Raw genomic sequence first — 18,841 nt, 5'->3', positions numbered from 1 at the left:
GTAGCTCCACGTGCCTATAAGCTCCTTGTACTAAGCCATTCTTAGTCGCCTGTGCAACGTGCGTTGGGGTGTTGTGGACCACAGTGCGACCCACCATAGACCGCGGTACCGACAGGGTGTGCGGACTTGTGTCAGCCTCCGCTGCTCCGGCCGTTCATGGCCGCCGTTGCGGTTCGTCCCGGCGAGAGGGGAAGGGGAGAGTACCGTTGTTGAGCCGCGCGCACCATCCCAGACTTGTGGTCCACAGGGGCGGCGAGCTCACGTGTGTTGCCTATGAGGTCAGCCAGGATGGTCTTGCACTCCTGGAGTTGGGCCAGTCTGGACGGATGGATGCGAGCCCGGAGGGGCTCGTTGTGAGTATCACGCCAGCATACCGAACGGCTATCTTGCTCGCGCGTTGGAACGGACGAACCGTTCGGCGAGCTTTTCTCCTGTTGGTCGACCTTGACACCGACGCTGGTCCCGTCAGAAGGACCTCACCCCATTCTCCAGTAGACGTCTGGAGGCTCGCATGGCCAATTCCGTACCAGCAGTCTGGTTGGTTCGAGGAGGGCGCACCGGTAAGGGAAAAACCTGGCGCTGAAGGAAGGCTTGGCGATCATCTGTTGGGAGGAGCTCGATGATATCGGTGACGTCCAGTCAAGGGAAGAGTTTTTGGTGCGGACTGTGGTGGACTTCCTCGCCCACAACATCGCCCAGCTCGGATTGCACGTGTTCCGGTGGGTGTCGGATACTGCCATGGGTCGAGAACACCTGGCCGATTGCCAACCCCGCCCTGGGTGACTTCCTCGGCCTGGAGAAGTTCCGCCAAGTCGCCAACGACGCCCGCAACGCACCCGAGAAGGAGAATGCGTTCCGCCAGTTCCACCTCAACCAGTGGGTGCGCCAAGCCACCCGGTGGATGCCCATGCACCTTTACGACGCGTCCGCCGGCACGGTGTGGCAGCACCCGGACCAGGAGCGAGGCTGACTGGTCGGCCGGGAGGCGTGGGGCGGGATGGACCTGTCGGCGAAGTTCGACCTCACCGCCTGGTGCGTCCTGCTGCCACCCGAGGAGCTGAGCGGACCGGTTGAGGTGCTGTGGCGGTTCTGGCTCCCCGAAGACGCCCTACCTCGGTTGGACCTCCAACCGCCATAAGACATGGAGGTCCTCTAGAACCCTCGACCTTCGAAGCGCTCCACTCCCGTTGAGTGCTGGCCACGCTTTGTTCGAGCCGATGCACGATCCAAAGTCGAGATCGCTCGCATGTTCGGTGTTTACCGTCAAGTCGTCCAACAATGGCACAACGTCTCCAGGTCGTTCGGCGCTGTCAACTGTGGCGGCCTGAGACCTGACCACACTAAAATTGTGCTACCAAAGTACCGATATGGCAACAGCAGGCCGAGCAAGCCTGTGCTGGAATAGATTCAACAGATGCCTTTCGTGCTGGTGGCCGCCTGAACGGCATGCGGTGACGTTGTCGACATTACGACGATGCAAGGTTGCCCGAGCAGACCCGCTAGATAGCCTTGGGCTTGATAAACGCGTCTCACCGCCGGAGCTAACTTCTCTCCGAATTTGTTACCGCCGTGGGGCCAGCGCCATCGCGTCGTAAATGGGGGATTCGGGGGCATGTTTGATCTGCCCCATGATCCGGTAGCCCCACCGTAGGTAGGCGCTGTGGGCGGGCTCGTTGTCCACCATGCACGTCAGCGTTGTCCACGGCTCGGTCCGTCCGTCGATCGTGGTGTCGTGCAGCATTCGGCCGATGCCCTGGCTCTGCACCTCGGGTAGCACCATCAGCTCCCGTAGCCAGAACACGTTCCCCTGCTCAGCGGCGGCCACCAACTCCTTCGGGCGGGCGTCAGCCAGGGAGGTGAACCAGAGTTTGTCCGCGGGCAGAGTGGCGCCGTGGACGTAGCCGATGATCCGGCCGTCGAGGCGGCCGACGACCGTCTCGAAGCCGGCTGAGGGGAAGGCGGCGGTGAGCCGGTCGGTGAAGGCGGCGGTGGAGAAGAACGGGTCGCCGATGTACGGAGGGGTGTCGTAGACCTTCGTGTACACGTCGATCAGTTCGTCCGCGATGGCTTTGGCGTGGTCGGCGTTGTACCGCGTGATCTCGATGTCCGCCACAAAGCGGCTCCTTTCGCGGTGGTGGGGTTAGTGGTTCATGCCGGGACGGTGATGTAACCGCTCAACTTCTCCGAAAGTCGCTTGGCGGCCGGATCGGGGAGGCGGGTGAGCCCGTCGCGGACGGTGCCGAGCTGCTTGAGGTTGCGGGTGGAGGTCATGCCGCCGTCGATGAGGCGGAAGGACTCCTCGGCGGCGTACGCGGTGTGGTCGAAGTCCCTGCTTTTCAGCGCGGCGCCGGCCAGGCGGGCCAGGCACATGCCGCGGTTGCGGGAGTGCTCGATGTCCTGCATCCGGGCCGAAGTGGTCAGCAGCTTCACGGCCCGTCGGTGCTGGCCCAGATCGGAGCGGCACATGCCCTCCAGGCAGGTCAGCTCGGCCTCGTTGAGAAATCCGGTCCAGTCCGGGTCGCGGTCGGTGGTGCCCTTGTTGAACAGCGTCCAAGAGCGCTTGATGGCGTTCTCGAAGCCGAGTTCATCTCCGCCGCGGGCATGCCCTTGCGCCTCGCGGATCGCCAACAGGGCCCGCACCCGAGGTGGGGCCTCCCATTCAAAGGCGTGGGCCTCGGCGATGCGGCAGAAGCGCACTGCCTCACGGGGCTTGCCCAGGTCGACGGACTGGCGGGCCATGTTCGACAGGGTGCGCGTTGCCAGCGGGTCGTCACCGCTGAGCATCGCGGTGTTCAGCGCTTCGGAGAAGTACACGCGTGCTTCGGCCTGCTCCTCGGCGTCGTAGCAGAACCAGCCCAGGGAGGTGGTCAGCTGTCCGGAGATGCCGTGCAGCTCGCGGCCGACCTGCTCGGTGTAGGTGCCGTGCTCGATGAGGTGGTGCACCCAGTACAGGTGGGCGCGGGCGGATCTCCACAACCGGCCGCCGCCGAAGCGTTGGTCGATGGCATCGAGATCGTAGGCGGCCTGCCGCAGCAGGCTGACCTCGTCCCCGCCGATCTTCAGTTCGGCGTGTCCCGAGGCGGATGCGGTGGGGGTGAGCCAGGGCAAGTTGTGTCCGGCGGCAGCAAGTCCCAGGGCGGAGGCGCCGCCAAGGGCATGACGGCGTTTCGCGGGGTCTTGGTGCTCGGCTTCCTCGTCAGGTCCGGGTTCGAGGAGAACGGCCCCAGTGGGCACAAGGTCCTCGGTCCAGGGCGGGGTGAATCCCAGTTGGGCGATCTTCCGGTGGAAGAACGTCTCCAGCAGGACGCGGTGGTCCGCATGCGGCCACGGCGGAACTGCGCTCTCCCACCGGCGGTACTGGCGCACGCTCACCGAGGTGCGGCGCGTGAGCCTTCCGGCGCTGGTGAGTTCGTCCGCCAGTTTGGTCAGCTTCTCTGCGCACCGCTCCTGGGTGAGGTTGGCGCTCTCGCGCGCCTGTCGCAGTAGCTGGTTGCGTGGTCTGGTTCCGGCCATGGGCCTGCCCTCGGATGGTCTGAGCGCCTGCCCACTCACCGTAGCGGCGCCTCCGGCCACTGTGAGGTCAGCGCCGAATGGGTGTGCACTTCGCACCTTAAAACGTCCGGTAAAAGGCCGATGCACGGCCGCTCCAGGATCGAGCCGCGCAGCGTGGGACCGGAAGAGGTCCGGTGCGCGGACGGATGGCGGCCTGGGATTCGATCCGGCTTGGCGGTGTCCTGGATACGGCCCCGGCCACCCGCTCACTCAGTGATGCCGACACCAAGCACGACCGACCAGTAGGAGGAACCGCCATGCACATCACCACCATCGAGCAAACGCAGGCCGCCGACACCGTCGACCTGGACCTGAACGTCAGCATCGTCACCGCCGGCCCGGTGGCGGCGGCCCTGCTGTCATCCACCGACGACGGCTGCGACACCGTCCGCGGCAGCGACTGCTGACCCGGGTCTGACGTCCAGGGTGCCCGCGCGGCGAGACGCCCTCGCCGCGCGGGCACCCCCGGGCCCACATCCGAACGTCACAGGCCGCAGCGGTGGAAGGCATGAAGAGATGACAGCGATCGACTCCGCGCCGTACTACCGACCGTTAACGGCGGCGACGTGGCGGGCGAGTGTTGCCGGAGATGGCCGAGGGCTGCCGCCGTGGCCCGGGGAGGCGGCCGAAGCCGCTTCGTGGCGGGCCTGGCTCGCCCAGATGTGGGCGACGCGGCGCCTCGCCGAAGCAGTCACGCAGGCGAGCCCGCCCTTGGCCCAGAAAATCGAACAGGTTTTTGGCGGACGCGAATACCCGGTGCCTCGGCTGCGGCGCATGGGAACCTCCCTGGCCAGATACCTGATTCGCGCACGCGGCCGTGCCACGCCGTTCGGCACCTTCGCCGGAGTCGGCCCGGTCCACTTCGGCGCCCGCGCCCAATTGTCGTGGAGCGGGGACCACCGGCTACGTACGAGGGTTGACGCGGTCTGGCTCGCTGATGTAATCGCTCGGCTGGAAGCGTGTCGGCCTCTGCGCGAGCGGCTGCCGGTCGTCCTCAACGACCTCCTCGCCGAGCGCGGTGAAACGCTCGTGGTGCCCTGGCAACCGCATCTCGCCTCCGCCATCCGTAGCGGGGGCGAGGTCGTGGCAGAGGTGACCGTCCGTTCGATCCCTGTCCTGCGGACCATCCGCCAGGCGGCCCGCACTCCCGTTCCAGTCCACGCCTTGGTCGACAAGATCATGGCCGGGTATCCCGGTGCCGCTCGCGATGCCCTGGCGGACGTGGTGGGTCGGCTGGTGACCTCCGGCGTGCTGATCAGCAGCCTGCGGGCTCCGGGAACCTGCGCTGATCCTCTTGGGCACCTGCTGTGTGAACTGGACGAGATGGGCGCAGACGCCGTGGCGGAGGTCAAGACGCTGCACGCCGAACTGCGCGCCCTCCACCACCAGCTGAGCGGTCTCGGTCGAGCCGGAGCACGGGCCGGCGAGGAGGGTCGGCGCCTGGTCTCCAGCCGGATGCGGGCCCTCTCTCCGGTCACCGACCAGCCCGTGGCCGTGGACCTCCACCTTGGCGCCACGCTCGTGCTGCCCCGTGTGGTGGCCGTTGAGGCCGCCGCTGCGGCGAAGGCCCTCATCCGCCTCACCCCGCAGCCGTCGGCGAGCGCGTCCTGGCGCGAGTTTCACCAGGACTTCCTCGCCCGGTACGGGCCTGGCACCCTCGTACCAGTCGCTGAACTGACCGATCCGGCCCGTGGCCTCGGCTACCCCCGCCACTTCATCCAACCTGCCGGACGGGAGGTGACACGGCGGGACGACGCCCTGCTCGCGCTCGCCCACCAGGCCGCCCTCGACCGCAGACACGAGATCGTCCTGGACGACGCCGACCTCGACGGGATCGCCCTCACCGGTGACGGCGCTCGACCGGTGTCGGCTGCGGACCTTTCGGCCGACCTTCGTGCAGCGTCCCAAGCCGCTCTCGACGAAGGCGAGTTCGCCTTGGCCGTGAGCGGGTTCGGTCGCTTCGGCGCCACCACCGGCCGGTTCCTCGATCTCCTGGAGACCAGCGACCGGAACAAGACCACCGCCGTGTACGCGGCCTTCCCGACCGGCGTACATGGGGCGCTCGCCGCCCAGTTGTCCTTCCCACCCCGGCACCTTGGCAGCGAGAACGTCCTGCGGGTGATGCCGGTGCTGCCGCACGTGATCTCGCTGGCCGAGCACCGCCACGGCGGCGCCGGACACATCCCGGTGACGGATCTGGCCGTGGCGGCGGACTCGACGCGTCTGTACCTCGTCTCGCGCTCACAGCGGCGGGTGATCGAGCCGATGCTGCCGCACGCCGGGGCCCGGCACACCATGCCGGACTTGGCCCGGTTGCTGTTCGAGATCCCCCGCTCGACCCAGCCGGCGGTCACCACGTTCGACTGGGGCATCGCTGCCTGCCTTCCCGACCTGCCTCGTGTGCGCTACGGCCGAAGCATCCTCACCCCCGCCCAGTGGCGCATCGACCCGGCCGGCCTGCCGGGCCTGAAGGCGTCGGAAGGCCAATGGGTGGCGGCTTGGGAGAAGCTCCGTGAGGTTCGGCGCCTACCCGCCACCGTGTCGGTCGGCGACGGCGACCGTCGCCTGCGGCTCGACTTGGACCAGGCCATGGACCTGGCGGTGCTGCGCTCCCACCTTGACGTCGCCGACGGGCCGGTCACCGTGGCCGAGGCGTCCACCGGTGCTGATCACGGCTGGTGCGGTGGCCGGGTCCACGAGATCGTCATCCCGCTGGTCCCGACAGCGCCGCCGTGGCCGGCGCCGTCCTTCCTCACCACCAACCCGCTGCCGGTGGCCGACCGGCAGGACGGAGCCGGGGTGGTGTTCGCGAAACTGTACGGCCCAGGCCAAGCGGTGAACGCCATCCTTGCCCGGCACCTGCCGTCCCTGCTGGAGCAGTGGGAGAAACTGCCGCGGTGGTGGTTCGTCCGTTACGGCCATCCGCGACCTCATCTGCGGCTCAGGTTGCGCGACGCCGACATCCAGCGGGCCGCCGGGCGGGTGGCGGCCTGGGCGGAACGGCTGCGGCAGGCGGGCCTGGCCGGTGAGGTCACTTTCGACGCCTACCATCCTGAGACCGGCCGCTACGGGACCGGTGCGGCCCTCGATGCCGCGGAGGCGTTGTTCGCGGCCGACTCGACGGCCGTGCTCGCCCAACTCGCCTTCCTGGCCACCCACCAGGAGATCCCGCCGCAAGCTCTGACGGCCGTAAGCATGATCGACCTGACGGGCGCCGCCTTGGGCAGCCGTCCGGCGGGACTTGGCTGGCTGCTCGACCACCCTCGGTACGCCGACGGCGCCCCGTCCCAGGACCGCCGGATGCGCAGCCACACACTTAACCTCGCCCGACAAAGCGCGCTTCAGGCCCTGGCGGGTGGGTCGGACCTCGCCGCCGCCTGGGCGGCACGGGCCGAGGCGGCGGCCGACTACACCAACCGCCTCGCCACCTCCGGCCAGGCTCCCGAGAAGGTGCTCGGCTCACTACTGCACCTGCACCACGTCCGCGCCCACGCCCCCGACGAGGCCGACGAGGCGACGACGTACAAACTGGCCCGGGCTGTCGCTCTGGCCGATGCCGCACGCCGCGCCGATCGACGACACCAGGTAGGCGACTGGTGAACGGCCTGGGGACCACGATGAACAAGGCGGCCCTGCGAGGGCACGCCGCGGCCGTCGCCACCGAACTCACCGACGCGCTGGCCGTCCCGCCGCCGACCGACTACGGCGACGACGTCCGACCCGACAGCCCGCGCTGGCGCGACCAGTCGCTGTCCAAAGGAGCCGCAGGCGTCGCCGTCCTGCACGGTCTACGCGCCCAGCAGGGGCTCGGTAGCGCGGCAACGACGCACGCCTGGCTCGCCCGCGCCACCCGCGACGCTCTGACCGCTGGCGACGGGGCCGGACTGTGGTTCGGCGCCCCCGCCCTCGCCTTCGCCGTCCACATCGGAGCCCCCGGCCGGTACCAGGGCGTTCTGGCTCGGCTGGACGCTGCTGTCGACCAACTGGTGCACACCCGGCTGAAGGCGGCCACCGAGCGAATGGACGCGGCCCGACGGCCCTCGCAGTACGAGTTCGACCTCACCCGCGGACTCACCGGACTCGGCGCCTACCTCCTCAGGCGTGACCCTGGCGGCGACCGGCTCCGCCGCATCCTCGCCTACCTGGTCCGGCTCGCCCAGCCCATCCCGGCCGACGATCCGGCCGGCGACAACGCCCCCGGCTGGTGGACGTCCGACATACCCGCGCGGCAGCACGAGGCGGCCTACGCCGACGGACACGCCAACTTGGGCATGGCCCACGGCATCACCGGCCCGCTGGCGCTACTCGCCCTCGCGATGCGCGAAGCCATTACCGTCGACGGCCACCACGAGGCCATCGAGACCATCTGCCGCCACCTGGACGCCTGGCGGCAGCCCTCCTCCGCCGGACCCTGGTGGCCCGAGCACATCACCTTGGGCGAACTGCTCGACCAACGGCTCCACCGGGACGGACCTGCCCGCCCTTCATGGTGCTACGGCACTCCTGGTATCGCCCGTGCCCAGCAGCTTGCCGCCATCGCCCTGGGGGACACCGGCCGCCAGCAGTCCGCCGAGGACGCCCTCGCCCGCTGCCTCGCCGACCCCGTCCAACTCGCCCGCATCAGCGACCCCGCCCTGTGCCACGGCTGGGCCGGAGTCCTGGCCACCGCCTGGCACGCCGCCGTCGACGCCACCACGCCGAATATCGCCCACCGCCTGGACCGCCTGCTGATCCGCCTACTCGACCACGCCCGCGACACCGCCCCCGGTCAGGCACCCGGCCTGATCGAGGGCAGCGCGGGCGTCGCCCTGACCCTGCACAGTATCGCCACCGGCACCACCGGCGGCTGGCCCACCTGCCTCCTGATCGACTGATGACGAACGGACGCCCCCGGATGAGCGACGAGCCCAGCACCTGGCAACAGATCAATCTGTGGAGCGACACCTGGCGCACAGCCGAACTCACAGCCGCCTACCACTTGCTTCCGCTGCTGGCCCAGGCCGAGGACAGCGGAGCGATCACCGCATGGTGGTTCGTCCGCAAGCGCGAATCCTGGCGCCTGCGGATCAAGCCCACACGCGGACACACCGAGAACGTCGCCGACCTGGTCACTCAGATCACCAGGATTCCGGAACTGCGCGCCCACGCCGACAGCGTGGTGTACGAACCGGAGATACACCGCTTCGGCGGCACCGACGCCATCCAGATCGCCCACCACCTCTTCCACGCCGACAGCCGCCACATCCTTACCCACCTCGCCCGCACCCAAGTCACTCCCGACCACCGGCGCGAGATCGGCATCCGGCTGGCAACCCGTTTGATGCACGCTGCCGGCCAGGACTTCTACGAACAGGGCGACATCTGGACCCGCGTCGCCGAGCACCGCACCGCCGCCGACACCCCACAGCCGTCCGCATCGACCCTGGCCGCGGTACAGATGCTGATCACGGCCGCCGACGACAGCCTCGACAGCCCCCTCAGCCGGTCTCCCACGTGGCCCGCGGCCTATGAGGACGCCGGACGAGGGCTCGCCGGCCTCGCCCAGCGCGGCCGGCTCACCCGTGGCGTACGTGCCATCCTCACCGACCACCTGCTGTTCGGCTTCAACCGCCTCGGCATCCCCGCCGAACACCAGGCCGCACTCGCCTCCGCCGCGAACCGGATCATCTTCCACCGCCCGAACGGGGTCGATACGGCTCCGCGCACCAGCCCTACCCAACTCACTACAGTCAGGCCAGTGACCATGGACACCACCGCCTCTGAGAGCACCGACCCGCAGACCCTGCGCGACGCACTCGTCGCCAAGATCGGGAGCCTCGGCACCTTCCGCTCCGAAGCGGTCGCCAACGCTTTCCGCGCCGTACCGAGGCACCTGTTCCTGCCCGGGGTGGACCTCGCCACGGCGTATGCGCCCAGGCAGGTGGTCACCAAGCGCGCGGCCGACGGGACCGCGCTGTCCTCGGCCTCCAGCCCCAACATCGTCGCCACGATGCTCGAACAACTCGACGTCGACCCCGGGCACAGGGTCCTGGAGATCGGTGCGGCCACCGGCATCAACGCCGCTCTGCTGGCCGAACTCGTCGGAAGCGGCGGCAGCGTGGTGACCATCGAACTCGACGAGGACCTTGCCGAGGGCGCCCGCGCCCACCTCGCCGACGCCGGGTACGAGCAGGTCACGGTGGTGTGCGGGGACGGCGCCCTGGGGGATCCCGACCGCGCTCCGTTCGACAGGATCATCGTCACCGCCGGAGCCTGGGACATCCCCGCTGCTTGGTGGACGCAGCTCGACCTTGCGGGGCGCCTCGTCGTCCCCCTGCGGCTGCACGGCAGTGGCCTGACCCGCTCCATCGCCTTCACCCGAACCCAAGCAGACCGCATGGTCAGCACCGACGCGGCCGTGTGCGGATTCGTCCCCCTGCGCGGTGCCGCCGAAATGGGCGAGATCCACGTCCGCCTCGCTGATGACGCCATCCTCAAGATCGACGCTGATGACCACCCGGACCAAGGCGCTCTGGCCAAGGTCCTCACTCACCACGCCCACCAGCGGTGGACCGGCATCCGAGTACGCCACGATGAGCAGGCGGCCCACCTCGACCTCTGGCTCGCCACCATCGACTCCGGTCTGAGCTTCGGCAAGCTGTCCATCGGCTCCGCCGCCCGGAGCCTCGGCCTGGCCGACCCCGCCCTGCGCTGGTCCGGCGCCGCCCTGTACGACGGCGGTACCTTCGCCTATCTCACCGCCCGGCCCGTCGGCGACGACGCCGACGAACTGGGCATCACCGCCCACGGCCCGGACGCCGACAGGATCGCCGAGCAGATCAACGACCTCCTGCACCGCTGGGGCCAGGAACGACCCGCCCAGCCGGTCATCACCGCCTATCCGGCCGCCACCCAAGACGGCCGGCTCGAAGCCGGTGCCCGGGTCGACCGACCCGACACCCGCCTGACCATCAACTGGTGACCGTGAAGCGCCGCGGACGACCGCAGCGGCGCTGAAAACCCAGAGTCCTGGAGACCGACCTCACCGTCTGATCTCCGGGGCTCCGGCCTTCAGTCCGACACCTCACCCGATCAGAAGAAGCACTGCCTGGCGGAAGCCAGTGGTTCATTCGAGTGTCTCGGTTTGACAACAGGGTTCCTGTACGCCGACGCAAGGAGACCAGCCCGGCGGATTCTGGGAGGTGATTACAGCATTCTCCCAGGTCAGAGGGGATTATGGTTCGGTTTGCGTTCGTAGGCCGCGTGTCGACGGAGGATCTACAGGATCCGGCTTCATCCCGGCAGTGGCAGCTGGCCAGAGCCGGGGATCTGGTGGAGAAGGCCGGCGGGGAGATCGTCGCGGAGTTCTTCGACGTGGGGCAGTCGCGGGCGGTGGCGTGGCCGCAGCGGTTGGAGGGCGGGCGGTTGCTTGCGGCGCTGGAGGATCCCCGGCGGGGATTCGAAGCGGTGGTGGTCGGTGAGCCGCAGCGGGTGTTCTATGACAACCAGTACGCGTTGACGTTCCCGTTGTTCGTTCACTTCGGGGTTCAGCTGTGGGTCCCCGAGATCGGTGGAGCGGTCGATCCGGATTCCGAGGCGCACAACCTGATCATGTCGATGTACGCCGGGATGTCGAAGGCCGAGCGGCGCCGGATCCAACTGCGCGTGCGTACGGCCATGGCGGCGCAGGCGGAGCTGGAGGGGCGGTTCCTGGGCGGGCGCCCGCCGTACGGATACCGCCTGGTGGATGCCGGACCGCATCCGCGGCCGGACCTCGCCGCACTGGGGGCGCGGCTGCATCGACTGGACCTCGATTCCGAGACGGCCCCGGTGGTGCGGCGCATATTCGCACTGCGCCTGGCCGGCTATGGCGCGCGGCGGATCGTCAACAAGCTCAACAGCGAGGGTGTGCTGTGCCCTTCCGCCTATGACCGGGCCCGCAACCGGCACCGGTCGGCCGACGGGTGGAGCGTGGGAACGGTCCTGGCGATCCTGGCGAACCCGCGCTACACCGGCCATCAGGTGTGGAACAAGCAGTCCAAGGCCGAGACGCTGCTCGACGTGCGCAACGTGGGTCTCGGCACGCGCACGGTGTCGCGGTGGAACCCCGGCGAGAAGTGGGTCTACTCCCGGGAGGCGGTCCATCCGGCGATCGTGAGCACCGCGGACTTCCGCCGCGCGCAGACGACTCCCGCCACGCGCGGGCCGCAGCGCACCTATCTGCTGCGCGGACTGCTGCGCTGCGGACTGTGCGGGCGCGGGTTGGAGGGGGCGTGGAACAACGGGCGGGCGAACTACCGCTGCCAGGCCGTACGCGCCGCCGAGCATGTCGTGGCGGACAAGAGGCGCAACGTCTTCGTCCGGGAGGACACGGTGCTCGCACGCCTCGGCGGGCTGCTGATCCGTGCTCTGACCCCACCAGGTGACCGATTCGAGGAGATCACGATTCCGCGCGACCTCCCCGAACAGGCGGACCTGTGCCGCGAACTCGCCCTGACGCTTATCTACGATCCGGTCGCTCAGACCCTGAGGGCCGATAGGGGAGACAACGAGAGGATCATCGCCTACTTGCGTTAGCCGGTCCGCTCCACGCCCACGACCTCTTGTGCGCAGTGTCGCTGTATGAACACGGGTGCATAAAGATGCAGAGTTGGGTGGTGAGGGGATCGAGTGGAACGAGAAAACCCCAGGCCGTGAGTGACGCTGGGGTTCTCAATGCTGCATAAATTTTCAGTTCTATGTATAATAATGTGTCCGAGGGGGGACTTGAACCCCCATGCCCTTAACGGGCACTAGCACCTCAAGCTAGCGCGTCTGCCTATTCCGCCACCCGGACGTGAGTGGGACGCGGTGTGGCCGCGTCGGCGTGCCAACGATACCAAACCGCGGGTGGTGCACGTTACCGAGATTCGGGGGTGCGGGGGAGTGGGGGTGGGGGCGAGGATGGGGCGGTGGGTGTCGTCTAGTGGGGAGTCCGTGCCGTGGCTGAGGTGAGTGGGGAAGGTGTCGAGGGCGGGCGGGCCGAGGTGGAGGTCGTGGACCTGTGCCGGGAGCTGATCCGGATCGATACGTCCAATCCGGGGGATCATTCGGGGCCCGGGGAGCGGGTGGCGGCGGAGTACGTGGCGGCGAAGCTGGACGAGGTGGGGCTGGCCACGCAGATCTTCGAGTCGCATCCGAGGCGGACCAGTGTGGTGGCGCGGATGGAGGGGGAGGATCCGAGCCGGCCGCCGCTGCTGCTGCACGGGCATCTGGACGTGGTGCCGGCGGACGCGGCGGACTGGTCGCGCGATCCCTTCGGCGGGGAGATCGCCGACGGGTGCGTGTGGGGGCGCGGCGCCGTCGACATGAAGGACATGGACGCCATGATCCTGGCGATGGTGCGCGAGCGGATGCGCACCGGGCGGCGGCCGCCGCGCGACATCGTGCTGGCCTTCCTGGCCGACGAGGAGGCGGGCGGGTACTTCGGGGCGAAGTGGCTGGTGGACCACCATCCCGAGCTGTTCGCCGACTGCACCGAGGCGGTCGGCGAGGTGGGCGGCTTCAGCTTCACGGTCCGCGACGACCTGCGGCTGTACCTGATCGAGACGGCCGAGAAGGGCATCGCCTGGATGCGGCTGACGGCCACGGGCACCGCCGGGCACGGGTCGATGGTGAACGACGACAACGCGGTCACCGAGCTGGCCGAGGCGGTTGCGCGGCTGGGGCGGCACCGCTTCCCGCTGCGGCTCACCAAGACGGTGCGCGCCTTCCTGGAGGAGGTGTGCGACGCCTTCGGCATCGAGTTCGACCCCGACGACGAGGAGGCGGTGGCCGAGACGGTCGCCCGGCTCGGGCCGATCGCGACGATGATCGGCGCCACTCTGCGCAATTCCGTCAATCCGACCATGCTGCGCGCCGGGTACAAGACGAACGTCATTCCGCAGACCGCCACCGCCGAGGTCGACGGGCGCTTCCTGCCGGGCTTGGAAGACGAATACTTTGCCACGATCGACGAATTGCTCGGCCCCAAGGTGACCCGCGACTCCGAACGGCAGCTGCCCGCGGTGGAAACGGACTTTTCCGGTGCGTTGGTGGCAGCCATGGCCGATGCGCTGAAAGCGGAGGATCCCGCCGCACGTGCGGTTCCGTACTGCTTGTCGGGCGGAACGGACGCCAAGGCCTTCGCCGAACTGGGGATCAAGGGCTACGGCTTCGCGCCGCTGAAACTGCCGCCGGAGCTGAACTTCGCGGGCATGTTCCACGGGATCGACGAGCGGGTCCCGGTGGACGGCCTGCAGTTCGGCGTGCGCGTACTAAACCGTTTCGTAGACAACTGCTGAGGCGTCGGCGGCCCGTTCCGGCATCGCGCGGAAAACTTTTCGCGGGAACCCGCGGAATTGGCCGCCGTCCCCGCCGGGCGCTGCTAACGTAACTTCCCGTACGGAGACCACTGCTCTCCGTAGTCGAAGTGGCATCGTCCTGTGAGGGGTCCCGGCATGGCACGCAGCGAACGGCAGACGCGGGTGGGTCCCGCGCCGCGTTCGCGCCGCGCGCTGCCCGGGCTCCTCGCCCGCCGTCTGCTCACCCTGGGCGGGCTCGCGCTCGCCGGCTGGGTGCTCGGCACCGGCGCGGCCGCGGCCGACTCCGCTCCCGCCGACCTCGCCCAGCGCGATTCTGGCGTGGTGTCGTCGATCGCGAGCGGCCTCGACGCGGCCACCACCGGAGGGGACGGGACGCGGCAGCGGCCCGCCACCCTGCCGGAGACCGTCGAGCGGATCGGCGACTCCGCCGGCACCGTGGTCGGCGGGATCACCACGCCCCCCGGGCAGCAGCCCGAGGCGTCGGCGGGCGGCCTCGACGTCGAGGGCGCGGTCGGCCATGTCACCGAGACGGTGGCCACCCTTCCGGGCGCCGAGCAGGCCGGCCAGGGCATCGGCACCTCGCCCGGCCAGGACGGCGGGCTGCTGCCCGCACTCGGCGCCACCGCCGACACACCGGAGAACGACGGCGAAGCCGCCGAGCACGACGAGCGCGACCGCGACCGGTCCGAAGGCGACGCCTCGGACCCCGCTGACCGCACCGGCGCCCACTCCGCCGCCACCGCCCCCGCCCCGGCCTACGCCGCCGGCGCGGACACCGGCACGGACGGCACCGTCTCCACCGCCAAGTCCGAACGGACCGCGTCGCCCGACGAGCGCTCCTTCGGCTCCTCCGCCCAGAGCTCCGACTCCGGCGGACTCGTCCCCACCTCGTCCTGGGCGCCCAGCCCCATGGTGGCGGGCTACCTCGCGCACCCCGCCGACGCCCGGCGGCAGCCGACGCTGTCCGCCGCGCTGTCCCGCGCGCTCCTGCCGGTCGTCCGCAATGTCGTGGACGAGCCGTCGACCTCTCCTGACTAGCCCGAGCGCACGCATCCGGCCCGCCGCCGCGCGCTGATTCCCAGCTGACGCCGCGCCGGAGCCGGAAAGGCCTGGTCGTCACGTGCCGGCACCGGTCCGCGGCGTGGCCCCGCCAGTCCGATGCGGAAACCGCGCGTTCAGCGGCCGCACTCCCCGAAACCGCGCCCGTCCCGTCTGAAATGAGGCATCACCATGCGTAGGAAGCTGTACACCGCAGCCTCTGCGGCCGTCCTCGCGGCCGGCCTGGCCGGCGCCCTGGCGCCCGGCGCCCACGCCGACGAGCTGGAGACCGACGGGCGGGGCGGCGTGATCAGCGGCAACCAGGTGAGCGTGCCCGTGGACGTCGACGGGACCGTGTGCAGCGCCTCCGTCGCCGTGGGCGGCTCCGCCGCCGCCACCTGCGAGGCGGCCGACGACGACGCCGGACGCGGCGGCGGGACGGACGGCGCCGGGGACCCCGAGCTGGAGACCGACGGGCGGGGCGGCGTCGGCAGCGGCAACCAGATCTACGTTCCCGTCGACATCGAGGCGCTGATCTGCGGGAACTCCCTGGCGGCGATCGGCATCTCCGCCGCGGAGTGCCAGGCGGTCACCGAGGTCCTGGTCGCCGAGCAGCGGGAGATGGTGACCGACGGCCAGGGCGGAATCGCCAGCGGCAACCAGATCAGCATCCCGATCGAGGCGGCCGCCACCGTCTGCGGCAACGCCGTCGCGGTCCTCGGCATCTCCGCGGCGGCCTGCGAGGACGCGCTGTCCTCCTCGGCGCCCCCGGCCTACCCGGAAGAGAACCCCGACCCGTCCCCCTCGCCGACGCCGTACCCGTCGACGCCCGAGGAGGAGCCGGAGCCCGAATCCCCGTCCCCGACCCCGTCGAACGGCCCCGGCGAGCCCCCGCCGGCGGACGGCCCGCAGCGGCCCGCCGAACCCGGCACCCTGCCGGTGACCGGCGCCCAGGTGGGCCTGCTGGCCGCCGCGGCGGCGGCCGCGACCGCCGCGGGCGGCGCGCTGCTGCTGCTCGCACGCCGGCGCCGACGCGCCGCCCAGGACTGAAGCACCATCCGAAACCCCGTCCGCTTCCCGGCCGCTCGGCCGGTCGGGAGGCTGACGTGAGCCACGCTGCGCGGTAGCGGGGTTCACGTCAGCCGGGTCACGCCATGACCGCGGCTGCATTCGCGGGCCACCGCGCACCCACCAGGTGCGCACCACGCGCCCGCACCCCCGGCCAGCCCCCGCGTCGTCCAGACGCGCCGCGGCCGGTCGGGATCCATCGACGCGGTGCGACCGCGCCGCTCCAACCGGGAGCGGCGCGGGGCCGCCGCAGCTCGCCTGCACCCATCCATGCAGGTCAACCCATCCGAATGTCCGAAAGGAACACCCACATGAACAAGTGGGCCAAGAGCTCCGCCAAGTTGGCGCTGCTCACCGCCGGATTCGTCGCCCTGGGCGCCGGGATCTCCAGCGCCGACCTGGAGGCGGAGACCGACGGCCGCGGCTCGATCCTGGGCGGCAACCAGGTCGTCGCGCCGATCGACGCGGCCGCCAACATCAGCGGCAACGCCGTCGGCCTGGTCGGCGGCTCGGCGGGCGCGACCGCCGACGAGACCGGCGCGGCCGTGTTCGACGACGACGAGGTCGACCTGGAGACCGATGGCCGCGGCTCGATCCTCGGCGGCAACCAGGTGGCCGCGCCGATCGACGTCGCCGCCAATGTGACGGGCAACGCCGTGTCCGGTGTGCTGTCCAACGCGGCGGCCACCGCCGACGAGTCCGGCGCGGCCGTCGTGCACGACAGCGGCGACCGGTACGAGGACGACGCGGACCTGGAGCTCGACACCGACGGCCGCGGCTCCATCATCGGCGGCAACCAGATCGCGGCTCCCGTCAACGCCGCCGCCAACATCGCCGGCAACGCCGTGGCGCTCGTCGGCGGCTCGGCGGCGGCCACCGCCGACGACACCGGCGCGGCCGTGCTGCACGACAGCGGCGGCTGGGGCGGCGAGGAGGACGTCGACCTGGACACCGACGGCAGCGGCTCGATCATCGGCGGCAACCAGATCGCGGCGCCGATCGACGTCGCCGCCAACATCAGCGGCAACGCGGTCTCGGCCGTGCTGTCCAACGCCGCCGCCACCGCCGACGAGACCGCCGCCGTCGTGGTCGACGAGTCCGGCACCTGGCACCGGGTGGCCGCTCCCGTCCACGACTCGGCCGGCGTGCTGCCGGAGCCCGCGCAGGGCGCGGTCGGCACCGTGAGCGGCCTGGTGTCGGGCACCGGCCTGTCGGAGACCCTGCCGATGAGCTCGCCGGTGGACCTGCACCCCGGCCAGAACGCCGTGCAGACCCCGCTGGGCGGCCTGGACGACCTGACGACCGGGCTCGGCCAGGTGGCGGAGACGGCGGAGGTCAGCGACGTCGCCGTGACGCCGCAGCTCCAGCAGGAGGAGCCCGTCACCCAGCTGCCCACCACGGACGACCTGCTGGGCCTGCTGTCGCTGTTCGGCCTGGGCGGCGTGTAGCGGCGACCGGGCTCCGCCGCTGACGGCTCACCGTTCCGCCGCCCGCCGCTGAGAGCGCGGCTCGACGGCGCGCACGGGGCACGGAGCCGTGGCGGCCGGCGCCCGGCCGTACCACCGAATCAAGGAATCACATCCAAGTCAGACCACCAGGTCCGCGGGTCCCGGGCCGCCACAGGCCCGGACCCCCGCCACGCCGCACTCCTCCGGCACCGTGACCCCGTGTCGGCGGGAGGGCGCACCGACCGGACCGGGGCCGACGCGGGCCCCGCGACACCTCGCGCGGCCGGCGCCGGCCGCCGGTCCCCGAATCCCCGTCCCGATCTTCCGGCGCGTGCGCGGCGCGCCGCGAATCACAACCCGTCTACACCGTCCACGCAAGTCAGTGAAGGGAAGAATCCGATGAACAACTGGGTGAAGAAGTCCGCGGTGGCCACCGTGGTGGCCGCCGGCCTGCTGGTGTTCGGCGCCGGAGCGGCCGGCGCCGACACGCTGAGCGCCGCCGACACCGTCGAGGGCGTCGCGGGCAACGCGCTCGTCGCCGACGTGGTCCGCGTCCTGCCCGCCCCGGCGCACATGGTGCTCGGCGAGACCGCGTCAGCGGTGTACGAGAACGCCGTGGTGCTGGACGAGCAGCTCCAGGGAGCGACCGGGACCACCGGGTCGAGCCCGGACCGGAGCCTGGGCGACGCCGTCGGCGTCGAGCTGCCCGAGGTGGAGGGGCTGAACCTGCGCGAGGGCCTCCAGGCCGACCACGTGCGCTTCGACGGGGTCACCACCGACCTCTCGGAGCTGCCAGCCGGCGAGTCCGTGTCCCGCGCCGTCGGGGCGCTGGGCGGACTCGGCGCGGTCCTGGGCGGGCGCTAGCCGCAGACCGCGCCGCCGGCCCGGAGCGCGGCCAGGCCGGCGGACAGGGAAGAAGCGCACACCGTTCCGGAGCGCGGCCGGAGCGGCGCACTGGGAGAACACACCGCCGGCCCGGAGCGCGGCCGGACCGGCGGACCGAGACAGAGACAGAGACGACCCTCCGTCGGCCCGGAGCGCGGCCGGACCGGCGGACCGAGAGAACACACCGCCGATTCCGGAGCGCGGCCGGAGCGGCGGACCGAGACAAGGCACCGTCGGCCCGGAGCGCGGCCGGGCCGGCGGGGCGGCAGGGCCCACCGGCACGCCGGTGGGCCCGTTCGCGTGCCGCGACGCGCCGAGGAACACGCGGTGCGCGGTTTCACATGGTGCGGACCTGTCTGATGATCCTGCGACGGAGTGTCACCCGGCGGCTTCCATCGGGATACAGTCGGAGCCGGTCCAACTCCCAGTCGCCGATCTCGGCATGACGGGTCAGGACCTGCCGCGCCAGATCGCGCGACATGCCGCGCGGCAGATGGAGTGACTGGTACTCATATTCCAGCATTGCGC

The 18,841-nt window shown here is 70.5% G+C and carries 14 protein-coding genes and 1 tRNA gene; 11 read left to right on the top strand and 4 right to left on the bottom strand.

Annotation, left to right across the window (positions count from 1 at the left end):
• The first annotated feature begins 997 nt into the window (after positions 1–997).
• A complete protein-coding gene (locus CLV72_RS32295; protein WP_170141020.1) occupies positions 998–1,138 on the top strand; it encodes a hypothetical protein in 141 nt (46 codons plus the stop codon).
• Positions 1,139–1,561: 423 nt separating this feature from the next.
• Here CLV72_RS32295 and CLV72_RS18155 read toward each other — a convergent pair whose 3' ends face one another.
• Both CLV72_RS18155 and CLV72_RS18150 read right to left on the bottom strand, forming a co-directional pair.
• Positions 1,562–2,113, bottom strand: a complete 552-nt coding sequence (locus CLV72_RS18155; RefSeq protein WP_106247672.1) for a GNAT family N-acetyltransferase — start codon at positions 2,111–2,113, stop codon at positions 1,562–1,564.
• A gap of 35 nt (positions 2,114–2,148) precedes the next feature.
• Positions 2,149–3,513 (bottom strand): NsdA family TPR-like regulatory protein, encoded by a 1,365-nt coding sequence (locus CLV72_RS18150; RefSeq protein WP_146159475.1) that lies wholly within the window; start codon positions 3,511–3,513, stop codon positions 2,149–2,151.
• 296 nt (positions 3,514–3,809) lie between these two features.
• Between CLV72_RS18150 and fxlA the strand changes: the two genes are divergently transcribed.
• The 5 genes from fxlA (at position 3,810) to CLV72_RS18120 (ending at position 12,108) form a co-directional block, all read left to right on the top strand.
• Positions 3,810–3,959, top strand: coding sequence for an FxLD family lanthipeptide (gene fxlA, locus CLV72_RS18140; RefSeq protein WP_106247665.1), 150 nt, complete (start codon positions 3,810–3,812; stop codon positions 3,957–3,959).
• 109 nt (positions 3,960–4,068) lie between these two features.
• On the top strand, positions 4,069–7,152 hold the full coding sequence (locus CLV72_RS18135) for a lantibiotic dehydratase (RefSeq protein ID WP_106247663.1): 3,084 nt from the start codon (positions 4,069–4,071) through the stop codon (positions 7,150–7,152).
• Positions 7,149–8,426, top strand: coding sequence for a lanthionine synthetase C family protein (locus CLV72_RS18130; protein WP_245930287.1), 1,278 nt, complete (start codon positions 7,149–7,151; stop codon positions 8,424–8,426). The genes CLV72_RS18135 and CLV72_RS18130 overlap by 4 nt, the downstream gene beginning before the upstream one ends.
• Positions 8,426–10,513, top strand: coding sequence for a methyltransferase, FxLD system (fxlM, locus tag CLV72_RS18125; protein WP_106247660.1), 2,088 nt, complete (start codon positions 8,426–8,428; stop codon positions 10,511–10,513). Before CLV72_RS18130 ends, fxlM begins: the two co-directional genes overlap by 1 nt.
• A gap of 281 nt (positions 10,514–10,794) precedes the next feature.
• Complete coding sequence (locus tag CLV72_RS18120) at positions 10,795–12,108, top strand: recombinase family protein (RefSeq protein ID WP_211302937.1); 1,314 nt, start codon at positions 10,795–10,797, stop codon at positions 12,106–12,108.
• Between the two features lie 174 nt (positions 12,109–12,282).
• On the opposite strand, the gene CLV72_RS18115 is transcribed toward CLV72_RS18120, so the two are convergent.
• Positions 12,283–12,367, bottom strand: a tRNA-Leu gene (locus CLV72_RS18115).
• 154 nt (positions 12,368–12,521) lie between these two features.
• Between CLV72_RS18115 and CLV72_RS18110 the strand changes: the two genes are divergently transcribed.
• From CLV72_RS18110 to CLV72_RS18090, 5 genes are all read left to right on the top strand, one after another.
• Positions 12,522–13,853 (top strand): M20/M25/M40 family metallo-hydrolase, encoded by a 1,332-nt coding sequence (locus CLV72_RS18110; RefSeq protein ID WP_106248434.1) that lies wholly within the window; start codon positions 12,522–12,524, stop codon positions 13,851–13,853.
• A gap of 156 nt (positions 13,854–14,009) precedes the next feature.
• Positions 14,010–14,912: a hypothetical protein gene (locus CLV72_RS18105; RefSeq protein WP_106247656.1), complete on the top strand. Its 903-nt coding sequence runs from the start codon at positions 14,010–14,012 to the stop codon at positions 14,910–14,912.
• Between the two features lie 192 nt (positions 14,913–15,104).
• On the top strand, positions 15,105–15,962 hold the full coding sequence (locus CLV72_RS18100) for a chaplin family protein (RefSeq protein ID WP_106247654.1): 858 nt from the start codon (positions 15,105–15,107) through the stop codon (positions 15,960–15,962).
• Between the two features lie 329 nt (positions 15,963–16,291).
• Positions 16,292–17,428 (top strand): chaplin family protein, encoded by a 1,137-nt coding sequence (locus tag CLV72_RS18095; protein WP_106247652.1) that lies wholly within the window; start codon positions 16,292–16,294, stop codon positions 17,426–17,428.
• Positions 17,429–17,827: 399 nt separating this feature from the next.
• Positions 17,828–18,292, top strand: coding sequence for a hypothetical protein (locus CLV72_RS18090; protein ID WP_106247650.1), 465 nt, complete (start codon positions 17,828–17,830; stop codon positions 18,290–18,292).
• Positions 18,293–18,650: 358 nt separating this feature from the next.
• Here the strand turns inward: CLV72_RS18090 and CLV72_RS18085 are convergent, their stop codons facing one another.
• Positions 18,651–18,836 carry a DUF5703 family protein gene (locus CLV72_RS18085; protein WP_106247647.1) on the bottom strand — a complete coding sequence of 62 codons (186 nt, stop codon included), beginning with the start codon at positions 18,834–18,836 and terminating at the stop codon, positions 18,651–18,653.
• Between the last annotated feature and the right edge of the window lie 5 nt (positions 18,837–18,841).

The sequence above is a fragment of the Allonocardiopsis opalescens genome (assembly GCF_003002095.1).
GTDB lineage: Bacteria > Actinomycetota > Actinomycetes > Streptosporangiales > Streptosporangiaceae > Allonocardiopsis > Allonocardiopsis opalescens.
This window is presented reverse-complemented; position numbering and strand designations above follow the sequence as displayed.